Genomic DNA, 25,240 nt, shown 5'->3' with positions numbered 1-25,240 from the left:
GAGTGTAAGAACTACCTTATACCAGTTCGCATAGATAATTATTGCGTCCCACACAGAAAGCCATCTTATTTTTATGTATCGTGAATTGATGGGTTGCCAAAAGTTAGATGCTGCACGTATTCTTTGCACATCGCGTTTGCTTTTTCATAGCGTTATAAATGTATACAGCGCAGACGTTATAACTACATACAAATTAAAAGGAATATTACTGTGGCCGCTGCCAACTTACTTGCTCTATTAGACGACATTGCAACGTTAATGGATGACATCGCAACCATGTCAAAAGTCGCTGCACAAAAAACCGCCGGCGTACTAGGCGACGATCTCGCTGTAAATGCAGACCAGGTTCAAGGCGTTAAAGCCGACCGCGAGCTGCCTGTGGTATGGGCCGTTGCAAAAGGCTCACTTCTAAATAAGGCCATACTAGTTCCCGCAGCATTGGCCATAAGTGCATTTGTTCCCTCACTTATTACAGTGCTACTCGTGTTGGGCGGGCTTTACCTTTGTTTTGAAGGTGCAGAAAAATTATTGCACAAGTACCTTCCTCACGAAGATGAAGAAAAAACTCGAGAAGCAAGAATAGAGGCACTTTCCCACGAAGATGTGGATATGGTGGCCTTTGAGAAAGATAAAATTAAAGGTGCAATTCGTACTGACTTTATTCTGTCTGCTGAAATTATTGTGATTGCATTGGGCACAGTTACAGATGCAAGCCTTACCACCCAAATAGGTGTATTAGTGGCGTTGAGTCTGGCAATAACGCTTGGCGTATATGGCCTTGTAGCCGCACTTGTGAAAATGGATGATGTAGGGCTCTACATGCTACGAAAATCATTAACAGGGTCTATGAATACTCTGCAGCGGTTTATTGGAAGGGCATTGTTAGTAGCCGCACCCGCTTTGATGAAAACACTGGCGGTAGTAGGTACTGTGGCTATGTTTTTAGTGGGTGGTGGCATACTGACCCATAGCATAGGTTTCTTGCACGTTATCACCGACTGGTTTACCGACCTCATTCCCGATGCATCGTTAGTTATGTCTATACTGGCGGATGGCGCGGTAGGTATTGCTGCCGGCGTAATCATCGCTATTACTGTTACATTAGCCTCTCAACTGAAAAACAAGAAGCGCTAGGTACTGTACTCTTCACATACTGTTGCTCGCATTAAGCGCATAAACATGTTTTTTAGACCACTCGCGTAGTTGAACGTTCGACTACGCGACGTTTCACAAGCCCCATTAGTCATTTTGACCACTTAAGTTTAAATTTCACCACTTTTTAGCATCTCATTAGTTATCAAGTTTAGCTGCATTCATTTAGCTTAAATAAAAAACCATATTTTTCATAAACTTAACTCGTTTTACAAAACTGGCACATCCCTCGCTATAAACTAATTGTTAATTGATAACGACTTATTATCGAAACCTTTAGCAATATGATAGCTGCCACGCAGTATGTCCCAGTGCAGTGTCTAACATAACTTTTTAGGAGATTACTATGTTTATCGGTCGCAAAACTTTCACTGCACTTTCTTTCGTTGCTGGCGTGCTAAGTACACAAGCATTTGCTGATGACTCTCAAAACAACATTGCTTTGCATACTGACTTTATGGTTCAAAACGCCATGACAGAGGTAAAGCAGGAATTAGCGCTTAGCGTAACGTACGACGTGCTTACCGCTAGCCATACATTCGAGCCAGAGGTAGAGGAAGCCGAAACCTTGGTAGCGGAGATTACGATAACGCCGATAGAGCCGGTGAACTCAGACGATAACGACGCATAAGGAGATTGCACATGTTAACTGCCGCTACACTGTTTATGGTAGTACTCGGCCCTGTTATCGCGTTTTTAGTGAGTGCGCTAGTCTTTTCAACTGCGCGCACCTTTCTTCAAAAAAGCCACTGAAATCGCGATAAAAATAAATAGGTGCCTTGTTAACTCATTTATCTGATTTGCCTTCCCTGGGCCTTTGCTCCAGAGGGAGATAGAAAGCACAGAGTTTATGTTTAATGTAATTGTGTTTTCTATCTTCTTACTGGAGTTTTTTTATCCAAATATTTTTTCCCACCAGCTTTTTTCTTTCGTGTTACCATCTTTATCGACCGGCCGGCCTGAGCAATCTTGTTGAGGTGGAGGGAGCACATCTAAAATAGCAGGCACACTCAAACTTCCTGCACACCCAGCAACAACAACTGCACCGGTTTTAGCATCAAAATGCGCTATGCCCAACCCTTTAGGAAAACGTCTAGATAGTGACTTGGGTGATTGAGATTTCATGTAGTTTACAAAGACAGGTAGTGCGCCTCCTGCACCCGTTAAGTTTACTGGTTTATTATCATCATTGCCGACCCAAACTGTGACTACATTATTTCTATCAAAACCGCTGAACCAGCTATCTCGATAGTCGTCAGTAGTGCCGGTTTTACCCGCCATATTCACGTTTCCAAAGTTCCAGCCTATGCGCTTTGCCGTTCCTTCCGTAGTCACTTTATAAAGCGCATAGTTGAGCAAATAAGTTGCCGCCTCATCTGCACGCTGCGCATAGAACTCGGCTTTCTTCCAAAGCAATGCGTTATCATTTGTTACCACTGAAGTCACAGTATGAAGAGGAATATAGCGACCGTCGTTTGACAGCGTTTGGTACATTTGATTGGTGTTAAACGGTGTTAGCTCAAACGCGCCAAGAGTAAGCGATGGCACTTTATCAACTGGCGTGGTTACACCTAAGCGCGCAATCGTATCAGCCAAAGCATCAAGCCCTATCTGCATACCCAGGTTGACCGTGGGAACATTGAGAGACTCAACCAGACCTTGAAGCAAAGGTACTTGCCCTCTGAACTCCTTGTCGTAGTTTTGAGGCGACCACGTTGTCCCATTTTTACTCTCAAGGGTAATAGGCTCATCTTTAAGTGGCGTTGCCAGATTGAACTGCGTTGGATCTTCTAGTGCAGTCAAATACACCGCTGGTTTTATCAACGAGCCGATAGGACGTTTTGCATCAAGCGCGCGGTTAAAACCTTTAAACTCAAAGTCTTTTCCACCGACAATGGCGCGTACTTCACCACTTGCACTGTTTGTCACTACCATGGCACCTTGCAACGGTACTTTTCTGTCTTTTTGTAAACCGTCTAAGGTGGTCGACAGTGCTTTTTCAGCTCGTCGTTGCGCTACAATATCAAGTGTTGTAAACACTTTAACGCCAGAATCTCTTAAGCTTGGCTCTGCCAAGATTTCGTTTAACTCGCGGCGAACCTGCTCCATAAATGCAGGGTGTTTACCGCTTGCTAAGCTTGCGCCACTGGCTAATCCCAACGGCATATTGACATAGCGTTCGTATTCATCTCGATTAATTTCATTTTCGTCAAACAACATGCGCAATACGAGATCGCGACGTTCCTTGGTACGCTCAGGATATTTACGCGGATTGTAGTAAGACGGCCCCTTAATAATAGCTACCAGCGTTGCAATTTCTACCGTACTTAACTCATTTGCAGGTCGGTCAAAGTAAAAGTAACTGGCAAGTCCAAAGCCATGGACTGCCATATCGCCGTTTTGCCCTAGAAATACTTCATTCAAATACGCTTCAATAATTTCTGACTTGCTGTAACGCGCGTCAATAATGACCGCCATAATGGCTTCTTTTGCTTTGCGAACGATGGAACGTTCGCGGGTTAAAAACATATTTTTAACCAGCTGTTGCGTGAGCGTGCTGCCCCCCTGAACCGTTCTTCCTGCAGCAATATTCGCCATAAGAGCTCGCAAAATAGAAAGCGGTGCAACACCGTGATGATTGTAGAAGTTGCGGTCTTCAACCAAGGTTAAGGCTTTGGGCAGCATTTCAGGTATAGAATCTAACTTAACCAACATACGGTCTTCTTGCGATCCGCTTGTCATGCGCGTAACGAGCCAAGGCTCTAGCTTTACCGCGCCATAAGGGCGACCTTGAGTCTTGTCGTATATTTCACCAATACGAGGGCCTTCCCATGTTATGACTAGATGGCGTAACGGCTCAGCGCCCTCAGGAAATTGAAAGCCACGGCGCTGCACATTGAGCACCTTATTTTGATAACTGTATTCACCACTGCTATCAGCAAAAGTCACCTTTCGGTAGCCAAGCAGATTTAGTTCATCAATAACTTCTTGCGGGGTAATTTCTTCGCCTTTGCTTATTTCTAGAGGGCGAGCAAATATCTGTGCCGGCACTTCCCATTTATTTCCTGAAAAGGCATGTTTAATTTGCGCGTCGAGATAAAAAGCATAAGCGCCAAGCACCACGAGCCCGATAAGACTCACACGCCAGAACAGGGTGAACATCCACGAACGTTTGGACGAGCTTTTACCCGTTGTGGATGTTTTCGATGCCTTGCCATTTGAAGATGTATTGTCTTTAGTCTGTCTTTTTGCCACGTGAAAACGCCATGAAGATCATTGAAATGACATCGCATTCTTTGCGATATTGATTAACGCGCGCCTTTAAAAACGTCGTTTTTGATAGCGTAAACATTACCACTGAGGCCGCTTCTCAACAACTGTTTCCATTTAGGCACACTGTAAACCTTACTCCGTTGAAAAAGCGTGCTGACCATAAAAGCCGTCTACTTGGAATGAATTTTACTCGCGTTTCGCGGTCACAATGCGATAGCATGCAGGGAAGTAACACAGGAACCGTACTATGCGCTTAGCTTCATTTCAGTCTTCTTTTTTATCAACATTCTCACTCAAAGGTGGCTTGTTGCGTACGTCATTTGCAATTCTTTTCTCAGGTGCTTTAGTAAGTAATGCTTCTGCAAATGAACAATTTGCTAGTTGTACCGCTGCGCTTGCCGACAAGGCTAAACAAGAAGGCGTCAGTCAGCAGATTATTGACGATGTGTTTCCCCGCCTTATTCATCAAGACAGAGTTATAGAGTTGGACAGAAGCCAGCCCGAATTTGTTCAAACCTTTCCAGGGTATTTCAGTAAGCGAGTGACTGACTGGCGCACTGAAAAAGGCAAAGAGATGTACGCTAAACATGAGAAACTACTTCATGAACTAAGCGATAAATACGGCGTTCCACCCCACTACCTTCTTGCCTTTTGGGGCCTAGAAACCAACTTCGGGTCGTATAAAGGGAAGATGCCAGTACTTGATTCACTGGCTACACTTGCTTGCGACAAACGCAGAAGCAAATACTTTACCCAAGAATTCCTCGTTGCCGTCAAACTTTTGGAAAGAGAGAAGCTACAAAAAGAAGATATGATTGGCTCTTGGGCGGGTGCTATGGGCCACACTCAATTTATGCCTTCAGCGTATACGCATTATGCCATTGATGGCGATGGCGACGGCCAGATAAACCTGTGGGCAAGCGAGGAAGATGCGCTGTCGTCGGCAGCTAATTTCTTAGCAAGCTTGGGTTGGGAGAGAAGCTTTCGCTGGGGCCGCGAAGTGCAACTGCCAGAAAACTTTGATTATCAGGAATCGGGTTATAAAAATAAAAAGCCTCTTAGTAAGTGGAACGCCCAAGGCGTGAAAAAAGCTGATGGCAGCGAACTTGGTGAAGGCGATACCACAGCATACGTAATTGTTCCCGCGGGCCATAATGGTCCAGCATTTATTGCGTATCAGAATTTTCGGGTGATCATGCGCTGGAACAATTCTGAGTTTTATGCCATCGCTGTTGGCGTGCTTGCCGATCGTATATCTGGTGCTACTGGTATCAAAGCCACATTGCCTGACCTTCCGGCATATAACCGCAAAGATATTATTGCCCTGCAAAGCAAGCTCAATGACTTAGGTTTTGATGTGGGCAAACCCGATGGCATTATAGGCCCAGCCACACGTGAAGGCATTCGCAACTATCAAATTAGCAACAACATGATTGCTGACGGGTTTCCAGGGCTTGAAGTGATGGCTGCGTTAGATATCTCAATTGAGAACGGCACAACATCGCAGTCCTAATTGAAGCATGCCGCATTGAAGTGCATAACACTGGCGGCATTTACTGACAAAAACGCTGCATATAAGCGTGTCGGTTAAGGAAGATACTCGAACGTCAGGCTTGAAAAATACGTTTCAAAGTCTGCGGCTGAGCTATTTGTTAACGGCACGCCCCACACGGTATTTAGCATCATCGGCCCTTTAGTATCGAGTTTAAACGTCGCCTTGCCGTCTTTATCAGTCGTTAAGGCTTGCGTCTGAGCGTTGTGATCTGCAAGTGATAATGCATCAATCAGTGCGTTGCTAAGTGGTTTCCCTTTGAATAATACTTGAACAGACAGCGTATTATCGTTCAGCTTATAAGGATGATTCAGCGGTACTATTTCTAACGTATGGCCAATAGGCTTTAATACATTATCCGTAATGGTGTCACCCACCTGAACAATGGTTTTCGCTTTTCTAGAGTAGAGTTCCTCTCCCGCAATATCGTTTTGACCTCTAGACTCTCGATAGGCCAGTATTTCCGCTAAACCTTCGTCTTTTGCGTACTGGTTAAACTTCTTCGCGTCTAATACGCTCGTGGCATGATAACTTTCAAACCCAATAACGTGACTGCCAGGAGCTAGCTCAGTGGTTTTTGCCATACCAGGTAGTAATGCTGTTCTAGGCACTACGCTTGCCCCCATATCTGTAACACCGTCTGACGAGTAAGTTCGTAGAGCCACTATTTTATTCCAGGCAAGACTCCAATGAGAGGTGTCTTCCTTGTGACCTACTTTAAACTGCAGGGCAATTGAGCTGGGTGTGTTGGTGTGGTAATGGGTAGGCTCTAACCAGAAATCATGCGCTTGAGCGCTAAGCGATGTCATTAGAAAAAGAGCGGCAGTGCCTAGTCTGTTTGATTTCATAGCGTCACGTTACCTCAGAGAGTTTTAACAATTCAATTACCAACTTAACGTAATTTTACCAATCCGCATAGATAATTACCCACTCAGAAGGCGCTGGCAAGTTTCCTAGCGAAGCGTGGGGATTCAGAATGGCTGCTCCCTTTATAACTAATAGAAACTATTCTCAGACTTCAACCTTGTTTTTAATCCGGTAAATCCCAGTTGTGCTTAGGATAGCGGCCTTTCATTTCCTTTTGAATTTCTTTGAAACTGCCTTGCCAAAACATGCCTAAGTTACTTGTGGTTTGTAAAGGTCTCCCTGCCGGTGACAGTAATTCACACACCACGGTTATGCTGCCCGCTGCAAGTGTAATTGGCACTTGCTGCGAATACATTTCCTGTAACCTAACAGACAACACCACATCGCCGTTGTCGCGATAGTCCAGAGCAACCTTTTTTCCCGACGGAACGGTTAAATGCGTGGGCAACAGTGTTGCCAGCGCATCTTGTTGAGGCCACGACAAGCCATTATTTAACGCGTTTTTCCACGGTAACTGCTGCAGCGACTTAATATTCTTACAGTTTTTCAATGACGATTTTAAGCTGTCTCTCGCCTTATACACCAACTCACTGAGGGAAGATGGCCATGGCTCTGGGTCGTTAAACGCTTTTTCCTGAGGCAAATTGAGCGTTGCGGCTAATTCCACCCTTCGCCACCACTGCCAATCGGACTGTGAGAGAGGCCAAGCTGAAAGCGGCAAGGTTTCAAGATAAGAAAACCACCCGTCAGTAAAGGCATCGTCCCAAAAGTCGCTATCTCGTGCTTTTTCTTGCCCAGATACAGGCAGGCTACTTAACGTTATCTCAAAGAAGCCGGTGATTCTCCGCGCTTCCATCTGGCCCGTGTCACCATTGAGCGTCACACTGCGCTTCTCACTGAACGCGTTGGGAAACGCTACACGCAACCAGTGTTCTGGTACTGGCTGCGCTAGGCGAATCGTTACCGTGCTTTTTATCAGTTGACCATCAAGTACTGCTAACCATGGCGTACTTTCACCCTCCTCTCCCCTAGCAAAATTAGCACTGTTTGACGCCGTAAGCTCTGCGCCTTTGCCACTTGCCAGTTTATATTCAATCAAATCAGACGCGCGCTTACCTACCGTAGATGCCTTGCCGATACCTGAGGCTTTTTTCACGCTACCGTTATTCGACGGCAACGACGTTCGCAAATATCCCACCTGCATCGGGAACGCAATAGCAATACATAAACCTAGCGCGTGCTCATCCAGTAGATTCACGTCAGCATTGCGCACTTGAATATCTGTGTTTCCACTGTATACATACCGCAAATAGCGAGAGGCCTGATGTAGCAATTGGCTTCGTGTATTGCCACTCACATGAAGTAAGGTGTCCATCACACTTGTCGAGCCGCCAATACTTATATTGCTTTCACTCAAAGCAACAACAAAAATGGCAGCCTGTTTTAATGCATTATTCTCTTCATCTGAAAACGCATCAAAGCCGCTTTTCACTGTTAATAAAAGGTGTGCTAAGTGAGGCTGACACGGCAATTTGGCAAGCGAACGGCCATAGGCAGTAATATTGATATTTTCGGTCCCGCGATAGGCGTCGGGTTTACTATCCTTTGCTCCATCGGTTTTACTTGTAATTGCATTTAAGCGGCGAAGTTTACTATGGGCTGTGCGCTGCTGCGCTGGTGAAGGCCTCGTTAATAATGCAAGCGTATCGGGCGTACTTCCCCACGCATAGGTGTCGAGTAGGAAGCCGCTCAAATCTTCTTTTTCTATCTGAGCAGCACTATGCTTTGCCAAACGCTCAAAACTGCTTTTACTACATAGGCGATAGCAAGTTCCAGCCATGACTCGCCCTGCTCGCCCGGCCCTCTGCACCGCAGAAGCCTGAGAAATACGCTGCTGCGTAAGCGCTGTAATATCGCTTGATGGGTGATACTGTGCACTATTTTCCCAAAGGCTATCAATGACGACAGTCACGCCCTCAATCGTCAAACTCGTCTCAGCAATATTGGTAGATAAAATAATTTTACGCCGACCGGTTGCATCTTTAGAGATCGCCTCTTGCTGCGCAGATTTGCTCAGCGCGCCGTAAAGCATATGAAGGGCGATATCAGCACTCTCAGCCAAAGGTTTTATGTCCCGCGCTACGGCGTTGATGCTCCCTCTTCCTGGCAGAAACACCAAAATATCACCTTGGTGTTCAGCGACAGCCTGCTTAATGACACTGCCAATTTTGGGAACGAGTTCATGAGCAGACACATCTTGCATATAGCGAATATCTACAGGAAACATACGCCCTTGCGTGTTCAGATTTACCACGGGCAATGCACTGTATTCGGACAGCAGTTTGTTAAGTGGCTCTATCTCTAAGGTTGCCGACATGATGATTAGCCGAAGGTCGTCGCGCAGCCCTGCCTGCACCTCCAGAGCTAACGCTAAACCAAAGTCACTGTGGATACTGCGTTCGTGAAATTCATCAAAAACAATTGCAGCTACGCCACTTAACTCTGGGTCTTGCTGAATCATTCTGCTCAGCACCCCTTCAGTGATAATCTCTAATTTTGTTGAAGGCGATGTTTTCGACTCGCCTTTGATACGATAACCAACCGTTTCTCCCACATGTTCCTTAAGCTGTCTGGCCAAATAATCGGCAAGACTTCTTACAACAACTCGGCGGGGCTGCATAAGCAATATTTTTCCTTCGAGGGAAGAATGCAGTAACGACAAGGGCAGCACGGTCGACTTACCTGCGCCAGGTGGAGCTCCGATAATGACATTATTGTCAACAATCGCATTTTGTAGCGGTGTTGCAAGTTCATAAGCGGGTAAATGAGAAAACGGCTGTAACATAAGGGGCAAAAAAATATTGTAAGCTAATGCCGTAAGTGTACCCGATAAGCCCTATCATGTGTGTCAGAACTCCATCATTGAGACATGATAAGTAAATGCTTACTAATATGTTTGCTTTGTTTATGCGTTTAGTGAAAACATATAGGCTATTGCTATAGAAAGGCTTCATACGAGCAACTGGTGTAAAAATGCAAATTAGGGAGTAAAGCTATGCGATGTTTTATTGGATTAGATCTTAGCACTTCAGAAAAGCTCGCCCTTGATAGCTGGCGTCAGCAAGCCTTACCTGAAGTCATGCCAAGGCAATGGACAAGAGCTGCCGCTCCGATATCCCGAAAATCTTCAAAGCATCAACAAATTCATCAAGGGTCTCCCCTGCCCTACGCAGTGCCAGCAGCAAATTTTCACATAACCCTGAGCTTTCTAGGCGAAATAAGCCATCGACAGCATGAAGCACTTATTTACGAACTCGACCACCTCGTGAGTGAGCCTTTTTCTCTAACGCTTGATACTACCGGGTTATGGAATGGCCCTAAAATTTTATTTGCTGCTCCCAACAATAAACCCAAGGCACTAATGGAACTCGCTAAACTATCTCGTAAAGCGGCGCGAAAAGCAGCAATTGAGGTAGAAGGAAAAGAATACAAACCTCACGTTACAATTGTTAGAAAAGCCACGTCAATGTTGCCCCTGCCACTTTACAGCCCGAGTGTAGATATGCATGTATCTGCCTTTCACTTATTCGAATCAGTCTCCACGCCACAGGGAGTGACTTATCCAATTCGCCAGTCGTGGTCTTTAAAACATAACATGTCTGTTAGGGAGAAATTGCGCAGAGGGATAACTGATGAATGAGCAAAAACATCTGCACCACAGTTAGTAATTATGACTTATGCCAATTTAAGCTGGGTTAAAGAGGCCTATCACCTTTACAACGTGCTGCGGCACGGGTAAAAAGAGGACCTGTTTTTTAATTCATTCTGCCTTCATGCAACAAACATTTAGATTAGTTATAGACTGCCCCGACCAAATTGGTTTGGTTGCCAGCGTTTCGCAATTTTTAGCAGACCACAATGCCACCATTGTCGAAGCGAACCATCACACCGATTTACAGACAGGTCGCTTTTTCATGCGTCATGAAATTAGTACCGACTCGCTAAAATTAGACCATAAAAGCTTTGTGGAAGAGTTCACTCCCCTTGCCAATGAATATCAAATGAATTGGAAACTGAGTGATTCAAACAAAAAGCAACGCGTGGCTCTTTTAGCCAGCCTTGAGTCTCACTGTTTAGTTGACCTGCTGCACCGCTGGCATACAGGCGAACTACACTGTGATATTCCCGTAATTATTGGTAACCACCCGCAAATGAAGCAATTTGCAGACTGGTACAAGGTGCCTTTTCACTGGGTAGACTTTAAAGCGCTCGGCAAAGAAGCTGCATTTGCGCAAATCACGACCTTACTTCAAGAATACAAGATTGATTTGACCGTGCTTGCCCGCTTCATGCAGATTTTACCTGATACGCTTTGCCAAGAGCTGCAAGGTAAAGCCATTAACATTCATCACAGCTTCTTGCCCAGCTTTGCCGGTGCTAAGCCATACCAGCAAGCCTATGATCGCGGCGTAAAGTTAATTGGCGCAACCTGTCACTACGTTACTAAAGACTTAGATGAAGGCCCTATTATTGAGCAAAGCGTTAAACGTATTAGTCACAGTGACAGTGCAGCTGACATGGTGCGTAAGGGTAAAGATTGTGAAGTAACGGCATTAGCTCATGGCGTGCGCTACCACTTAGAAGACCGCGTGATTATTCACAGAAATAAGACCGTGGTGTTTGCGTAAGTCTTCACACTGATAAATTAAAAAAGCCCGCTAGTAAGCATTACTTTCGGGCTTCTCCTTACACTGTTTTCGCTTTACACTTTTTTCGCTCTACACTTTTTTCGCTCTACACTTTTTTCGCTCTACACTTTTTTCGCTTTATTTAGACATTCTTTTTTACGTTGTTAAACCCATCATCACCAAGCACCTCTTGAAGTCTCGCTTTTATTACGGCTTCCTTATGAGGATAGTGAAAGTCAAACCCTTTGCCGTTGCCGCTTTCCAAGATAACGCCAAGGTAATGGTGAGAGAAAAAGCCAATACATAGCCCTACACTGCCTAGGGTAGCCACTAGTTTCACTTCACCTTCTGCAGTGATATTTAAAACAAAAAGAGCCAGTAGAAAAGCAGGAACACCAAGAAGTAGTGCCTTGTCGATGGCTTTGCGTTGCATCGTCTTCCCTGTGAAATTTTGATTCCCTTTAAACACTCAATAAATCACAAAGCGGCTTTGGTTTCAATACAAACAACGGCTTCAAAACGTCCACTTTCTTGTCATTAGGTTAGTGCAGTTATCGGTCTGACATGAACTAATTTATGCTTCATACAGGGCTGGTACGCATGGCACGTCTTAGTTTCATGTAATACCACAGGTTTGATGCAGCAAATAGCGCCTCCGTAATAGCTAGCCCCCAGGTTTGCGTAATTATGCCGTACGCTGTGAAGTTGATAGAACCAACAATCATACACACACGAAGACCCGCTTCTTTGCAGTGAAGCTCACCAAATCGGTAAGCCATAAAAGTTAACACAGGCATAGCTTCAACTAACGAGGTTTTACCGGTTAGATTATTCACCGTCAGTACAATAACCATCATGCTGATTAATGTGATATAGGTTGCCACAGGAGAAAGTAGCTTTTGGTTAATTAGCCTATAACTAGTACTCAGCCCTGCCACCGTAATAACAACGGCTCCTCCCCACGCTTGCTCGAAAACCAAAAGTGAGCCAATAGCAATACATAGCCCTAAATTCAGTAGCAATAATTTACGTTCAGTATTCGACCAAAAAGAGGCCAAAGCAAAAGCGACAGGAAACGCGTGAAGTAGAATTTCGAACATAGTGAGCACGTTAAAATATAAAAGGTTGAAGGGTTGCTGAAGCCAGCATTTGAAAACGCGCGCAGTGTAAATTCCATACAGCATAAAGCCAATCAAAATTTGACCAATTTCGATGAATTGCATATCAGCGCGATTTCTCTTCAAACCGCTGTGCTGCAAGGAATTACGTTAAAGAGCATTTAACTTATTTTTACATTATCTTAAGATGATAAGCGTCAAAAACGTATAGATAAAAACAGACAGGAAAACTCATGGGTAAATTTAAATCATCACTTACCGCTATGGCGGTTGTGGTTGCACTGGGTGCATGTTCAGAACAAAAAGCACCTGAAACCACCAGCGCAGATGCACAACCTACAACAGCATCTCAGCAAGCACAGTTTGATAATGTGCTACTTCAAGAATTTAAAGGCCCGTATGGCGGCGTGCCAGCTTTCAATAAAATGAATCTAGAAGATTTGAAACCTGCGCTAGAAAAAGCCATGGAATTGAACCTTAAAGAAATCGAAGCTATCGCGAACAACGAAGCACCACCAACATTTGATAACGTTATTGTAGAGATGGAGCGCGCAGGCGCTGAGCTTGGCCGCGTGTTTACTTACTACGGTATTTGGAGCTCTAACAAATCTAGCCCTGAATTCCGCGAGATTCAGGCAGAAATGTCACCTAAGATGTCAGCATTCTTCACTCAAATCACGCAAAATGAAAAGCTATTTGAAAGAGTAAAAGCGGTATACGAGTCTGATGAGCTGAAGTCACTTACGCCAGAAGAACAGCGTATTACATGGATGACGTACAATAGCTTTGCTCGAAATGGTGCAACGCTTGATAGCGAAGCAAAGAAACGCTACGCAGAAATCAACGAAGAACTTGCTACGCTGCACACTAAGTTTTCAAACAACGTTCTTGCCGACGAAGAAAACTATGTGACTTACATTACTGAAGACCAGTTGGATGGCTTGCCTGCGTCTTTTGTAAAAGCAGCAAAGGCTGCCGCTGAGTCTCGCGGTGAAGAAGGTAAATACGCCATTACTAACACCCGCTCGTCGATGGATCCATTCTTAACCTACTCTACAAATAGAGAGCTTCGCGAGAAAGTTTGGCGCACCTACTACAATCGCGGTGACAATGCAGATAAGTTCGATAATAACGACATTATCAAGCGTATTCTAACTCTTCGTGATGAGCGCGTTGAACTATTAGGTTACGAAAATTACGCTCAATGGCGTTTAGAAGATCGCATGGCGAAGAACCCAGAAAATGCCATGGATCTTATGATGAAAGTATGGCCTGCGGCCATTGCTCGCGTCGAAGAAGAAGTGGCTGATATGCAGGCTATTGCAGATAAAGAAGGTGCTAATATCACTATTGAGCCTTGGGATTACCGCTTCTATGCAGAAAAAGTACGTCAGGCCAAATACGACCTCGACTCAAATGAAGTAAAGCAATACTTGCAGCTTGATAAACTTCGCGAGGCAATGTTCTACGTTGCTGGTCGCCTGTTTAACTTTAACTTCACTCCGGTTGAAGAAGGCAAAGTGCCGGTTTTCCATGAGGATGTTAAGGTTTGGGAAGTAACAGATAAAGATAGCGGTGAGCACATTGGCCTTTGGTACCTTGATCCGTTCTCACGTCAAGGTAAGCGTTCAGGCGCTTGGGCAACGACCTACCGTTCTTACACCACGTTCGATGGTAAAAAAACCGTATTATCTTCTAACAACTCGAACTTCGTTAAAGGGGCCGATGGCGAAGCTACGCTTATTTCGTGGGACGATGCTGAAACCTACTTCCATGAGTTTGGTCACGCGCTACACTTCTTAGCGTCTGACGTAGAATACCCATCTTCTCACTCAGGCGTGCGCGACTACACCGAGTTTCAGTCACAGTTACTAGAGCGTTGGTTAACCACCGATGAAGTTATTAATAACTACCTGGTACACCACGAAACTGGCGAGCCGATCCCTGCCGAATTGGTTGAGAAGATTAAGAAGGCTTCAACCTTTAATGAAGGGTTCAAGACGACAGAATACATGGCCTCTGCAATCATGGATCTGAAGTATCACACTACCGACCCTAGCAAGATTGACCCTGATACTTTTGAACGTGAAGAGCTTAAAAAGCTAGGCATGCCAGAAGAAATCGTTATGCGTCATCGCTCTCCACACTTTGGACACGTTTTCTCTGGCGAAGGTTATGCAGCGGCTTACTATGGCTACATGTGGGCGGAAGTTTTAACTGCTGATGCGGCAGAAGCCTTCATGGAAGCACCCGGCGGCTTCTACGATAAAGAAGTAGGCGATCGCTTAGTGAAATATCTATTCGCTGTACGCAACGCAATGGATCCGGCAGAAGCGTACCGCAAATTCCGTGGGCGCGATGCTAAAGTAGACGCGTTAATGCGTGACCGCGGTTTCCCGATCCCAAAAGAAGCGAAAGAATAAACACCAACGCTTCTAGGCTGTAGTTGAAATTATTCAACACACAGTAAATATACTGGCCTTCGGTTTAATTTATTTAATCGAAGGCCTTTTTATTTGCTTTACGCGACAAAGCACTCATCTTTTCATTGACCTTCTGGTCAGTTGTCATTCACAATCTTAGTGAGCTCTTTGCCACCAAAAAGTATAAACTTTGTTGGTAAGAGGCCGATAACATGTTTGGCCAAAAGAATAATAAAAACCAGCGCTAAATTTAAATCGCCGTACTGTGTCGTAGTAACGACCGGTATTAGACGTCGTTGTGCCTGCAATGCCACGTCATCTTTTATTCATAGTTTCAGCATTAACTTACGTGGTCGAAAGTCATGACTTTCAGTATAAAACAAAAACTCATTATTTCTCTTATCGTAGCAGTACTTGCGGCTGCCGTACTCGTCGGTTCAATTAGTCAGTGGATTGCCCGCGATCTGGTTAAAGAGAGTATGGAAGAGCTACAGCTTCCATCACTTCTCAAACAAGTTGGCAATCGTGTTGATAGAGAAGCGAGCGTAATGCTAACCGTCGCTCACAGCATCGCTTCAAATCCAGACATTCTTGCATGGTCAACAGCAGGTGCCGACAGCGCTGGTGAACGTCGCCTTCTTGGCTACTTAAACAATATTGTTGAATTCAACGATTTAACCGTGGCCTCATTTGTCGATAGAACAACGTACAAATATTGGAATCAAGAGGGCTTTTTACGGGTTCTTAAAAACGATGAACTCGACGGGTGGTTTTTTGCCTATAAAGACAGCGGAGAGCCTATTTCTTTAAGCCTGTATAACGAGCCAGGTCAGGGCTATCGCCTGTTTGCGAACTATCAGCAAGTTAACGGCAGAGGTATGTCGGGCGTTGCTAAATCCGTTGATGAATTGTTAGGGATCATAAACGCCGTAAAAATTGCGCAAACCGGTTTTGTTTTCTTAGTTGACGGCAGCGGTACTATCATCGCACATCCAAATACGGAGTTGCTGGGTAAAGCTAAACTTGCGTCTCTTAGCGATTCAAATACTGCAGGAAAACTTCTCAATCGCGAAGGCTTTGCTATGGCCACTAGCGACTCGAAGGGTGACACACAGCTGTTTGCAAGTACCTATGTAGATAAAGCAGGCTGGTATGTTGTTGCTCAAGTGCCCGAGCATGAGCTTTATGCGTCATTGAACGCGGGCAGCCGTCAGATCATTGTGTGGGCGTTAGCGATTGCGGGAGCGTTTGCGCTTATCGGAATTTGGCTTGCGGGCACGTTAACTAAGCCTCTAGAATCCCTTGCTGATGTGTTTCAGCAGCTTGGACAAGGCCAAGGTGATTTGCGTTCTCGCATTCCCACACCAGAACAAAAAGAAATTGCGCGCTTGGTGGAAGGATTTAATAACTTTATAGACCACCTCCACGGCACCATTTCTCAGGTAGCGAAAACGAGTCATGCACTTAAAACATCAGCGCAAGACGTAGCCAAGCAATCCCATCAAACAGAAAGTTCAACAAAAAGTCAGCGCGATCAAACTCTACAGGCTGCAGCAGCGCTCACAGAGATGGGCAGCACGGTTAACGAGGTCGCGCAATCGGCTACCCTTGCAGCACAAAATGCTAACCTAGCTACGACCAATTCGGCCCAAGGAAGAGAAATCACTCAACGCGCTGTACATGCAATACAGGGGCTGTCAGAGCAAATACAAGATGTTTCCAGCGTGATTCGGTCACTTGACGAGCATACAGCGGCAATTGGCGGTATCTTAGATACTATTCGAGGCATCTCAGAGCAAACTAACTTGTTAGCGCTTAACGCAGCTATTGAAGCTGCGCGCGCAGGTGATCACGGCAGAGGCTTTTCTGTGGTTGCTGATGAAGTTCGAACCCTAGCTCAACGTGCTGCTCAAGCCACAGACGAGATTCAGGTGAAGATTGATAAATTCCAACAAGACTCCAAGTCAGCCGTTTCACAGATGGAATCTAGCCGTGAACGCACTACAGATGTGGTGGCTGCCACTACTGAAATTGATACGCTACTGCAAAACATCGCTGAAGAAATCGCACATATAAACGATGTCAACACGCAAGTGGCTACTGCAACTGAAGAACAAGCAACCGTGGTTGAAGATATCAGTCGCAATATCAACGATATTAGCGCGTCGAGTGAAGAAACGCTTAATGCTACACAAATTTTAGTGAACGTGAGCGACAAGCTTGATGAGTTAGCGCAGGAGCTATCTTCTGAAGTAAGCCGGTTCAAACTATAGCGACTATTAGCCGCGACGTGAGATCAAAGTAGGCAACATAAATAACGCGCTCTACCTCGGCTATTAACAACGACGAGCGCGTTGTCCTCACCCGGATTGGGAATGATGAATTAACTAACTTCGCATTGTATTCAGAAGTTGATAGCGTATTGGAGTTTTACCTGATTGTCTCTGCTAGAACGCCAAGGTAATTGAAAGGACGCACCATCGCTTTCCCATGATTCCCTGAGTGCGCCAATTGTTAGCACATGCTTATCTTCTTTAAACGGAATTTCTAAATAAATACCTGCCGATGTGCTAGTAGGAAGACGGACGGTATCAGCGACTGGTATGCTCATTTCATGTCGGGGTCTAACTTTATGACTTAAGCCCAAACGATAATCGCCGCTGTCCCACCAACTTACCAGTTCAAATTCATGACTTCTTACCCGTTGAGACAATACGCCATTATCAAGCAGGCCTTTATTGTAATGGACTATGGCTTCAATATTAAACATGGGGGCAATTTGTTGACTAAACGCGAGTTGATATTGCTTTTGCTTACAGCCATCAAATTTAATCTTGTTCTTCGTAAGGGTAAGCGAAAAAGTATCGTCGCTATCTGCGTATTGATTTAACCATTCTTGCGCTTTTTCAACTACAGAGGCTTGCGCCGGGCCCGCTATTAGCAAGCAAGGGCAAATACATGCAGATAACAGTGACTGAGTAAATCGTCGCATTTTCGCTGCCTCTTGAAATATCGTTGATTAAACCGTTAACGTCTTCAAAATCAGTATAGACAAGAAAATAGGAGGTTGGGTATTAGCCATATTACTAACACCCGATAAAAAATAACGAAGAAAGTATGACGGAGAGTGAGTGAATTATATTTGGAACGTAATAACGATGATATAGCTTGTTAGTTAGCTTCAACCCGAGCGCTTGAAAGTGATGCTCTGCGCCCTTCGGTTGCCTCCTCACTGAACCAGTAGAGGCCTTGTCCATCGACACACACGCCCTCAACTTGCTTGTATTCATCTAAAGGCCAAATATCAAGGAGTAAAAACGCTTTTGAAACTTGCGCCAAAAAGGTAGCAAAATTGCCGAAAGGATCTGACTTATAGCCGGTTATCACAAATCGCTGCTGAAGTTCGTCAAAATCTACCCCCGTCACTACGCCAGGTAATCCCTCGATAGATGCGAAAGGACGTAACGTCTGAAGCGGCTCTGCCTCGTTAACGTCATAAATATGCGTTATCCCCGTGCGCCAGCTTTTGGAAAATAGAAGTAGCTTGTTATCAAGCTTGACCATGGCCTCTGAGTCGAAATCATGAGCGTAAGGAATATTATTGTCAGCGTTGTTGCCTGCATATTTTAACGTAATCGTTTTAATATCATTCACGTTGCTGCGATTCACTTTGTGAATTTCAACCTGCTCTCTTTTACCCTTATTATTCCCAACGTCAGCGATATAATAAAAATCAGGGTCCGCAGTAATGGCCTCCCAATCTTTATTGGTAAGCGCCAGCCGCGTACGCTTTGTTACTTCGCCTTGGTAATTGACATGAAATATGAGCGGGGCATTACCCGAGTCGTTCAGCGAAACCATGCCTTCTTCTTCGCAGAACAAACCTGAAGTTTCTGCAAGCTCATCAGGTAACGTTACCATGGTATCGATTTTCAACGATGCTAAAGGCGTTGGATAATTAACGGCACAGGCTGTAAATAGCAAAAGTGCCAATGATAAAGCCATGAACCGATATAAATTGTTCAATGAGACACTCCAAAATAATCTCTACACCACAGATAATATCAAACTAAAGAATTAACTCACGTAAATTCATATTGTTTCTTGGTTAGCTCAACCGTTTATTTAACAGCATAGGCAATTCTTATTACCCCATTTGAAAATGAATTTTTACCCGCTGCACACCTTAACGTACTGGTCTAAACTTAATCATTATGCGTATCATGCTACATGTAAATTAGTCCTAACATTACCGTATGACAAATGCTTAGACTGATATACGATGGAATAATATTAATACGTTAAGGATTTACATTTGTCAGACCCACTACTTTCTCTCGTTTCAGTAGGACTGTTGTCTATTGCCTGTCAGTACTTGGCATACAAAATTAGACTTCCAGCCATACTACCTCTTTTAATTGTTGGCATTGTGGTGGGGCCCGTTTTCGGTGTACTTAACGCAGACAGTTTATTTGGCGACTTACTGTTCCCCGTCGTTTCACTCTCTGTAGCCATCATTCTTTTTGAAGGTTCATTAACGCTTAAGTTCAGCGATATTGCGGGTCACGGCAATATGGTCAGAAACCTCTGTTCCATTGGGGTTGTGGTGACGTGGATTGTCGCAGCGACGGCTGCCCATTACAGTCTAGACCTGTCATGGCAGCTCTCCTTTTTGTTCGGCGCAATTGTAACCGTTACTGGCCCTACGGTTATTGTTCCCATGTTGCGGACGGTTCGACCTAAAACCAATCTCGCAAACATTTTGCGCTGGGAAGGAATAGTCATCGACCCTATCGGCGCATTGCTTGCCGTACTGGTGTTCGAGTTTATCGTAGCGTCACAAGAAACCGCTATTACACATACGTTGATTGCCTTTGGTAAAACCGTAGGTATTGGCTCGGTGCTCGGCCTTGCTGCCGGTTATTTACTGGGGCTATCTATCAGAAAGGAATGGATCCCCCATTACCTACTCAACACTGCCGTATTAACGATTATTCTCGGTGTCTTTGCTGCATCTAACTATGTAGCCCACGAGTCCGGCCTCTTGGCTGTTACTATTGCCGGTATGGTACTTGCCAATATGAAAGACGTGGATGTGGAAGACATACTTGAGTTTAAAGAAACCTTGAGTGTCTTGCTTATCTCTGGGCTATTCATACTGCTTGCTACTCGTTTGAATTTGCAATCGGTTATAGACGTTGGTTGGGGCTCTGTTGTAGTGCTGGCCGCCATCATGTTTGTAGCTAGACCGTTATCAGTCATGGCCTCCTCCATTGGTACCGGCCTTAAATTAAACGAGTTAGCCTTACTTAGCTGGATAGCCCCTCGCGGTATTGTAGCGGCGGCGGTATCAGCGTTGTTCTCGTTAAAACTTGAAGAAATAGGTTATGAAGGTGCGGGTATCATCGTCCCCATCGTGTTTATGGTCATTATCGCCACGGTTGTGGTGCAGAGCTTAACTTCTCGAACCGTTGCATCACTATTAAAAGTGAGAGCCCCTGCACCTACCGGCTATTTAATATTTGGTGGAAGCAAGTTCAATCGTGCTTTGGCGTGTGAAATGTTAAATCAAAAATTAGATGTGACGATTGCTGATACTAACTGGGATGCCATTCGCGAAGCGCGCATGATGGACATTCCCGTCTATTTCGGTAACCCCATGTCAGATCATGCCGCCCGACACCTAGACCTAAACACGTTTGGTTCTGTTCTTATCATGTCGCCCTATAAACAGCTCAATCCACTCATTGCGTATCACTTTGAATATACAATGGGTAAAGATAAAGTGTGGGCATTGACGAATAATGAGCAGTCCACGCGCCCTAGTCACCAAGTGAGTGAACAATACGCTAAGAAGTTAACGTTGTTTGATGAGGGTGTCACTTACGGTTACTTGGCCTCGGCAATAGCCCGTGAGTCCCAGGTTAAGACAACGCGTCTGTCTGAAGAGTTTAGCTATGAGCAATATATTAAACAATATGGTGAGAGAGCAACGCCACTTATTGCTATAAATGCTGAAGGTAAGAGCTATACATTTATCAATGGAAACAGTATTGAACCGAAAGCGGGATGGCGTTTAATTAGCTTGATTGAGCCTGAGCGTGACGAAGGGACAACTGAGAGTACAAAAAAAGGCCACATAGAGTCGTGAGTTAAGAAAACCTCCTGCCCACCGGCAGGAGGTCTCTCCCTGGAAAACCGCGTAACCCAGTGCCCTCTTAGCAAGAGCATTTTAATTTTGATTTTACCGTCGTTACGCTGTCGTACGCTTAATAGCAAACCGTACACCAACTTTAATAAACTCTGCCAAATCAATGAATTAGACATTCACCCACTAACTTTACCTGTATTTTGGTTCATTACACAAACCCTTTTGGTGCACACCATGCACCATTCGAGGGTTCGTTTTTCATTCAATTACAGTTAGTTACCTGGCGTTTACGACGCTTTCTCGCGTCATGTGAGATACTTGGAAATACACGATAACGTGGCATTTAACGCTCCGCTATTATCCAGTAATACCCTATTACCAGCGCTACCGGCTGTACTAGCCTCGTCGGGCTTTTGAAGCCACCTTGTTAAAGCTGAAACCATATTGGCACTATCCTCAACGATCGTTAGCGCACCGCAGTTTTGAAGGTATTCACATATAACAGGGTTATTATAGGTGTGAGGGCCCATCAAAATAGGTAAAGAAAAAGCTGCAGGCTCAAGTGCATTATGACCGCCTCGTTCTGCAATTGATCCTCCCACGAAAGCAAAACTTGCTACGGCGTACGCTTGGTTGAGTTTTCCCATCTCGTCGAGAAGTATAACGTTAATATCATCAGGTACCGATGCAACCTCTGAGGTCCTTGCGAAGGATACATTGTATTTTTCTATGATTTTAGCGACGGTATCGAATCGTTCCGGATGCCTTGGCACAATAACAACGCGAAAAGAAGGTAATACTTTCCATACTTCCAAAGCCGCATCAAGAATAGCCTTTTCCTCCGGCTCATGTGTACTGCCTGCTACCAAAAGAGGCCGCTCCCCACGGCTAATTCCAATAAAGTGACTCGAGGTGTTTATCTCAGAACTCGCTTGATCAAACTTTATGTTGTTAGTGAGAGTAAGCCTATTGTTATCCATACCCAGCCAGGAATAGTTATCAAAATCTCGTTGTCCCTGCGCACATACATGAGACAGCTTACCTAACATAGGATTAAAAAGTTTTCCTATTTTCTTATAACGCTTTGCAGAACGGTCGGTCATTCTGGCATTAATGACCACGACGGGAATATGGCGTTTCCAGCACGCGTGAACCAGGTTTGGCCACAGCTCTACCTCGGTAATCATTACCATTTTAGGTTTTACCCGCTTCAACATGCCGGCCATTGCCATATGTAGATCATAAGGGAGGTAGAAGTGATGAACGGTATCTTTAAAAATGTCGCGAACTCGTGCTGACCCCGTGGGCGTTGTGGTAGTGATAGTGATTTGCGCACCCGGTTCAAGGCGCATTATGCGCTTTATAAGGCACGAAGCAGCCACGACCTCACCTACTGAAACACAATGAAAAAGATAGCCATTTTCTTTGGGTGGACGGCGAACTAATCCAAAGCGTTCGAAACGACGACGATTATAATCTTTATTACTCGTAGAGCCCCTCATAACAAGTTGCGCGATAGCAAAAGGAATAAGAAGTGCTAAAACACATGAATACCCCCACCGACAAAGCGTTTCAACAAATTTAGGTTTGTAGTCACTGCGTTTGGCAGCAGGCATAAATACTTCCTTCGGGTAAAATTTATTTGGTTTATTAACGTGAGTACTTGCTATTAGTCAGTATCACTGCCAGTCATTAAACTGTCGTGAATGTATGATTGACTAGATTCAAGTAAACTATAATTGTGTTTCAAAGCCTATTCTAATGCCGCAACACGTTCAACGTATTCTCTTTATTCGTCTTAGCGCAATTGGCGATATTGTAATGGCTTCAGGCCTTCCGTCTAGTATCAATAGTATTTACGCGTCAACAGCCCCCAACGTTGAGATAACATGGTTGGTAGAAGCCCCCTACACTGGGCTGGTAAGCGCACACCCACACGTTAACAATGTTATTGCTTGGCCAAAATCCGAATGGAAAGCATTAGCAAAGCGGCGCCAATATTGGCAATTAGTTAAGGTAGTTTGGAAATTTAGACAAGTACTTCGCAGCCACAGATTTACGGTGGCCGTTGAAGCACAAGGCCTCTTAAAAAGCGCATTGTTGGCCTTCTTAAGTGGCGCGCCCGTCCGCTTTGGTTTTAAAAGTAAAGAGAATAGCCACTTACTGTTGACTCACACAACGGCTAAGCCAATGTCTGACGAGATAAGCAGTGAATATCGTCACCTAGCCAGATTCATAGCGGATACGCAACAGCGAGATAATGCTTACAACGTAAAGCCCTATCAACTGCAAGTAAGGGTCTTAAGCTCGGTCAATGCCTCTGCGTTTGATAAGTTGTCATTAAGGGGTATTACACAGCCTTTTATGGTTATTGCGCCCTTTACAACTCGACCACAAAAACATTGGCCTATGGAGCACTGGGAGACATTACTAGAGAAAATAAGAAAGCATACTCGAATGCCCATTGTCATTTTAGGTGGACCAAGTGATGCCGCACATGCTGAAAGCTTAACGTTTGGCCAAGAAAGCATAGTGTCGTTAGCAGGGAATCTGACACTAGAGGAATCGGTCGCTATAGCATCGAAATGCCATGCCCTCGTTGGCGTAGATACTGGACTCACTCACTTAGGAACTGTTTTCAATAAACCTACGGTGGCGATATTTGGCTCTACACGCCCTTATACAAAAACTGACAGCGCTAACACTCACATTATTTATAAGGAATTATCCTGCACGCCTTGTAAAAGGCGGCCAACCTGTCGCGGCAAATTCGACTGTATGAAGGAAGTTACGCCCAAAGAAGTCTTAAATAGGCTTCTTCCGTATATAAATTATTAAATAAATTTTAAGGACGACATTTGAGCACTTGTGTTTTACACGTTGAACTAGGCAGACATTTATACGGTGGTGCAAAACAGGTCACTTACCTTATCAATGCGTTAGAACAACACGATAACATTCGACAGCATTTAGTATGCACACAAGACAGTGAGATTCAGAGCGCGCCTCTCGGACGTTGTGACGTGCACGCCTTAAAGTATTCAGGTGAAACGGACTTTCTATTTATCAAACGTTTACTCTCATTAGTAAAAGAGACTAAGCCCAACATCATCCATATTCATAGTCGACGAGGCGCTGACGTATGGGGAGCAATAATTGCTAAAATGACCGGCATTCCTTCTGTCTGTACCCGTCGTGTCGACAACTTAGAGTCACGTTTCTCATACTATAAATACAAACAGTTCGATGCAGTTATCAGTATTTCAGAGGGCGTACAAAGCGTTGTGGCAAAACATTGCGAAGGAGTAAAACATCAATTCGTCATACATTCCGCTGTGGAATTAGACGAATACTCTCTTCCGGAAAACAAACAGTGGCTGCACGACACCTTTAATATTCCAAGCGACCATACCGTAATCGCTAATTTTGCCCAGTATATTTCTCGAAAAGGTCAAGCAGACGTGATACTTGCAATGCACGACGTTCTGCACAAGCACAAAAAGGTAACGTGCTTGTTGTTTGGTAAAGGAGGGCTTGAAGAGAGTTATCAATCGTTGATTGAGCGTCACGGGCTTGCCGGTAATGTCAAACTATGCGGTTTCACTACTGATGTGACAAAAATACTCCCCAATGTAGATATTGTTATACATCCTGCTTACGCCGAAGGACTAGGCGTTGCTTTACTACAGGCTGGTGCAAGTAGACGCGCTGTGATAACTAGCCCCGTAGGCGGTATCCCTGAGATTGTTACCCATAAAGAAACGGGCTTAATGGTGGCGCCTGGGGATATTGATGCCATTGGAGAAAGTCTTGTGAGTTTAATTGAGCAACCGACTTTACGTTATCAGTATGGAAATGCGCTATACAAACATGTAGCAGAGAAATTCAGCATAACAAAGATGGCTAATGCCTACGTCAACCTATACACCTCTCTTACTCAAGGTGACAAAGATACTAATAAGACGGTTAAAAATCTTGTCCAGCCCAGTTAAACAGACACAAAAAAGCCGCTCGAA

General features: G+C 44.6%; 18 protein-coding genes. 10 read left to right on the top strand and 8 right to left on the bottom strand.

The window, feature by feature from the left end; all coding sequences use genetic code 11:
• The first annotated feature begins 210 nt into the window (after nt 1–210).
• Nucleotides 211–1,134, top strand: coding sequence for a DUF808 domain-containing protein (locus tag ACM0P2_RS01770; protein ID WP_159119653.1), 924 nt, complete (start codon nt 211–213; stop codon nt 1,132–1,134).
• A gap of 364 nt (nt 1,135–1,498) precedes the next feature.
• The gene (locus ACM0P2_RS01765) at nt 1,499–1,783 is read left to right on the top strand and encodes a hypothetical protein (protein ID WP_105930567.1); all 285 of its coding nucleotides are present in this window, start codon (nt 1,499–1,501) and stop codon (nt 1,781–1,783) included.
• Between the two features lie 263 nt (nt 1,784–2,046).
• Here the strand turns inward: ACM0P2_RS01765 and mrcB are convergent, their stop codons facing one another.
• Nucleotides 2,047–4,407, bottom strand: a complete 2,361-nt coding sequence (gene mrcB / locus ACM0P2_RS01760) for a penicillin-binding protein 1B (protein WP_159119652.1) — start codon at nt 4,405–4,407, stop codon at nt 2,047–2,049.
• 265 nt (nt 4,408–4,672) lie between these two features.
• Here mrcB and ACM0P2_RS01755 point away from each other — a divergent pair, with 265 nt between their 5' ends.
• Nucleotides 4,673–5,938, top strand: a complete 1,266-nt coding sequence (locus tag ACM0P2_RS01755; protein ID WP_159119651.1) for a lytic murein transglycosylase — start codon at nt 4,673–4,675, stop codon at nt 5,936–5,938.
• A gap of 74 nt (nt 5,939–6,012) precedes the next feature.
• Here the strand turns inward: ACM0P2_RS01755 and ACM0P2_RS01750 are convergent, their stop codons facing one another.
• Nucleotides 6,013–6,825, bottom strand: coding sequence for a DUF4198 domain-containing protein (locus tag ACM0P2_RS01750; RefSeq protein WP_159119650.1), 813 nt, complete (start codon nt 6,823–6,825; stop codon nt 6,013–6,015).
• Between the two features lie 182 nt (nt 6,826–7,007).
• Nucleotides 7,008–9,689 carry an ATP-dependent RNA helicase gene (locus ACM0P2_RS01745; RefSeq protein WP_419227678.1) on the bottom strand — a complete coding sequence of 894 codons (2,682 nt, stop codon included), beginning with the start codon at nt 9,687–9,689 and terminating at the stop codon, nt 7,008–7,010.
• A gap of 210 nt (nt 9,690–9,899) precedes the next feature.
• Here ACM0P2_RS01745 and thpR point away from each other — a divergent pair, with 210 nt between their 5' ends.
• Nucleotides 9,900–10,544, top strand: coding sequence for an RNA 2',3'-cyclic phosphodiesterase (thpR, locus tag ACM0P2_RS01740; RefSeq protein WP_159119649.1), 645 nt, complete (start codon nt 9,900–9,902; stop codon nt 10,542–10,544).
• A gap of 133 nt (nt 10,545–10,677) precedes the next feature.
• Nucleotides 10,678–11,532, top strand: a complete 855-nt coding sequence (gene purU / locus ACM0P2_RS01735) for a formyltetrahydrofolate deformylase (protein WP_105930573.1) — start codon at nt 10,678–10,680, stop codon at nt 11,530–11,532.
• 142 nt (nt 11,533–11,674) lie between these two features.
• On the opposite strand, the gene ACM0P2_RS01730 is transcribed toward purU, so the two are convergent.
• Together ACM0P2_RS01730 and ACM0P2_RS01725 are read right to left on the bottom strand one after the other, a co-directional pair.
• A complete protein-coding gene (locus ACM0P2_RS01730; RefSeq protein WP_159119648.1) occupies nt 11,675–11,965 on the bottom strand; it encodes a hypothetical protein in 291 nt (96 codons plus the stop codon).
• Between the two features lie 148 nt (nt 11,966–12,113).
• Nucleotides 12,114–12,632 carry a YgjV family protein gene (locus ACM0P2_RS01725; RefSeq protein WP_159119701.1) on the bottom strand — a complete coding sequence of 173 codons (519 nt, stop codon included), beginning with the start codon at nt 12,630–12,632 and terminating at the stop codon, nt 12,114–12,116.
• A gap of 251 nt (nt 12,633–12,883) precedes the next feature.
• On the opposite strand from ACM0P2_RS01725, the gene ACM0P2_RS01720 reads away from it, so the two are divergent.
• Together ACM0P2_RS01720 and ACM0P2_RS01715 are read left to right on the top strand one after the other, a co-directional pair.
• Nucleotides 12,884–15,073, top strand: a complete 2,190-nt coding sequence (locus ACM0P2_RS01720) for a M3 family metallopeptidase (RefSeq protein ID WP_159119647.1) — start codon at nt 12,884–12,886, stop codon at nt 15,071–15,073.
• Nucleotides 15,074–15,435: 362 nt separating this feature from the next.
• Nucleotides 15,436–17,346 (top strand): methyl-accepting chemotaxis protein, encoded by a 1,911-nt coding sequence (locus ACM0P2_RS01715; RefSeq protein ID WP_419227197.1) that lies wholly within the window; start codon nt 15,436–15,438, stop codon nt 17,344–17,346.
• Between the two features lie 131 nt (nt 17,347–17,477).
• Here the strand turns inward: ACM0P2_RS01715 and ACM0P2_RS01710 are convergent, their stop codons facing one another.
• Together ACM0P2_RS01710 and ACM0P2_RS01705 are read right to left on the bottom strand one after the other, a co-directional pair.
• Complete coding sequence (locus ACM0P2_RS01710) at nt 17,478–18,065, bottom strand: hypothetical protein (RefSeq protein ID WP_159119645.1); 588 nt, start codon at nt 18,063–18,065, stop codon at nt 17,478–17,480.
• A 179-nt stretch (nt 18,066–18,244) separates the two neighbouring features.
• A complete protein-coding gene (locus ACM0P2_RS01705; RefSeq protein ID WP_419227196.1) occupies nt 18,245–19,099 on the bottom strand; it encodes a hypothetical protein in 855 nt (284 codons plus the stop codon).
• A 289-nt stretch (nt 19,100–19,388) separates the two neighbouring features.
• On the opposite strand from ACM0P2_RS01705, the gene ACM0P2_RS01700 reads away from it, so the two are divergent.
• A complete protein-coding gene (locus ACM0P2_RS01700) occupies nt 19,389–21,224 on the top strand; it encodes a cation:proton antiporter (RefSeq protein WP_419227195.1) in 1,836 nt (611 codons plus the stop codon).
• 305 nt (nt 21,225–21,529) lie between these two features.
• Here ACM0P2_RS01700 and ACM0P2_RS01695 read toward each other — a convergent pair whose 3' ends face one another.
• A complete protein-coding gene (locus ACM0P2_RS01695; protein ID WP_419227194.1) occupies nt 21,530–22,840 on the bottom strand; it encodes a 3-deoxy-D-manno-octulosonic acid transferase in 1,311 nt (436 codons plus the stop codon).
• Nucleotides 22,841–22,985: 145 nt separating this feature from the next.
• Here ACM0P2_RS01695 and ACM0P2_RS01690 point away from each other — a divergent pair, with 145 nt between their 5' ends.
• On the top strand, nt 22,986–24,062 hold the full coding sequence (locus ACM0P2_RS01690; RefSeq protein ID WP_419227193.1) for a glycosyltransferase family 9 protein: 1,077 nt from the start codon (nt 22,986–22,988) through the stop codon (nt 24,060–24,062).
• A gap of 20 nt (nt 24,063–24,082) precedes the next feature.
• Complete coding sequence (locus ACM0P2_RS01685) at nt 24,083–25,216, top strand: glycosyltransferase family 4 protein (RefSeq protein ID WP_419227192.1); 1,134 nt, start codon at nt 24,083–24,085, stop codon at nt 25,214–25,216.
• Nucleotides 25,217–25,240: the final 24 nt, after the last annotated feature.

It is taken from the genome of Alteromonas sp. OM2203, from assembly GCF_048517045.1.
GTDB lineage: Bacteria > Pseudomonadota > Gammaproteobacteria > Enterobacterales > Alteromonadaceae > Alteromonas > Alteromonas gracilis.
Note: the sequence above shows the minus strand (reverse complement) of the source record. Positions and strands in the feature narration are given on the sequence as shown.

Coding starts and splice junctions, on each gene's coding strand:
- ACM0P2_RS01765 (WP_105930567.1), top strand. CDS start 1,499: ATGTTTATCGGTCGCAAAACTTTCACTGCACTTTCTTTCGTTGCTGGC.
- ACM0P2_RS01755 (WP_159119651.1), top strand. CDS start 4,673: ATGCGCTTAGCTTCATTTCAGTCTTCTTTTTTATCAACATTCTCACTC.
- ACM0P2_RS01750 (WP_159119650.1), bottom strand. CDS start 6,825: ATGAAATCAAACAGACTAGGCACTGCCGCTCTTTTTCTAATGACATCG.
- ACM0P2_RS01745 (WP_419227678.1), bottom strand. CDS start 9,689: ATGTTACAGCCGTTTTCTCATTTACCCGCTTATGAACTTGCAACACCG.
- thpR (WP_159119649.1), top strand. CDS start 9,900: ATGCGATGTTTTATTGGATTAGATCTTAGCACTTCAGAAAAGCTCGCC.
- purU (WP_105930573.1), top strand. CDS start 10,678: ATGCAACAAACATTTAGATTAGTTATAGACTGCCCCGACCAAATTGGT.
- ACM0P2_RS01730 (WP_159119648.1), bottom strand. CDS start 11,965: ATGCAACGCAAAGCCATCGACAAGGCACTACTTCTTGGTGTTCCTGCT.
- ACM0P2_RS01725 (WP_159119701.1), bottom strand. CDS start 12,632: ATGTTCGAAATTCTACTTCACGCGTTTCCTGTCGCTTTTGCTTTGGCC.
- ACM0P2_RS01720 (WP_159119647.1), top strand. CDS start 12,884: ATGGGTAAATTTAAATCATCACTTACCGCTATGGCGGTTGTGGTTGCA.
- ACM0P2_RS01715 (WP_419227197.1), top strand. CDS start 15,436: ATGACTTTCAGTATAAAACAAAAACTCATTATTTCTCTTATCGTAGCA.
- ACM0P2_RS01710 (WP_159119645.1), bottom strand. CDS start 18,065: ATGCGACGATTTACTCAGTCACTGTTATCTGCATGTATTTGCCCTTGC.
- ACM0P2_RS01695 (WP_419227194.1), bottom strand. CDS start 22,840: ATGCCTGCTGCCAAACGCAGTGACTACAAACCTAAATTTGTTGAAACG.
- ACM0P2_RS01690 (WP_419227193.1), top strand. CDS start 22,986: ATGCCGCAACACGTTCAACGTATTCTCTTTATTCGTCTTAGCGCAATT.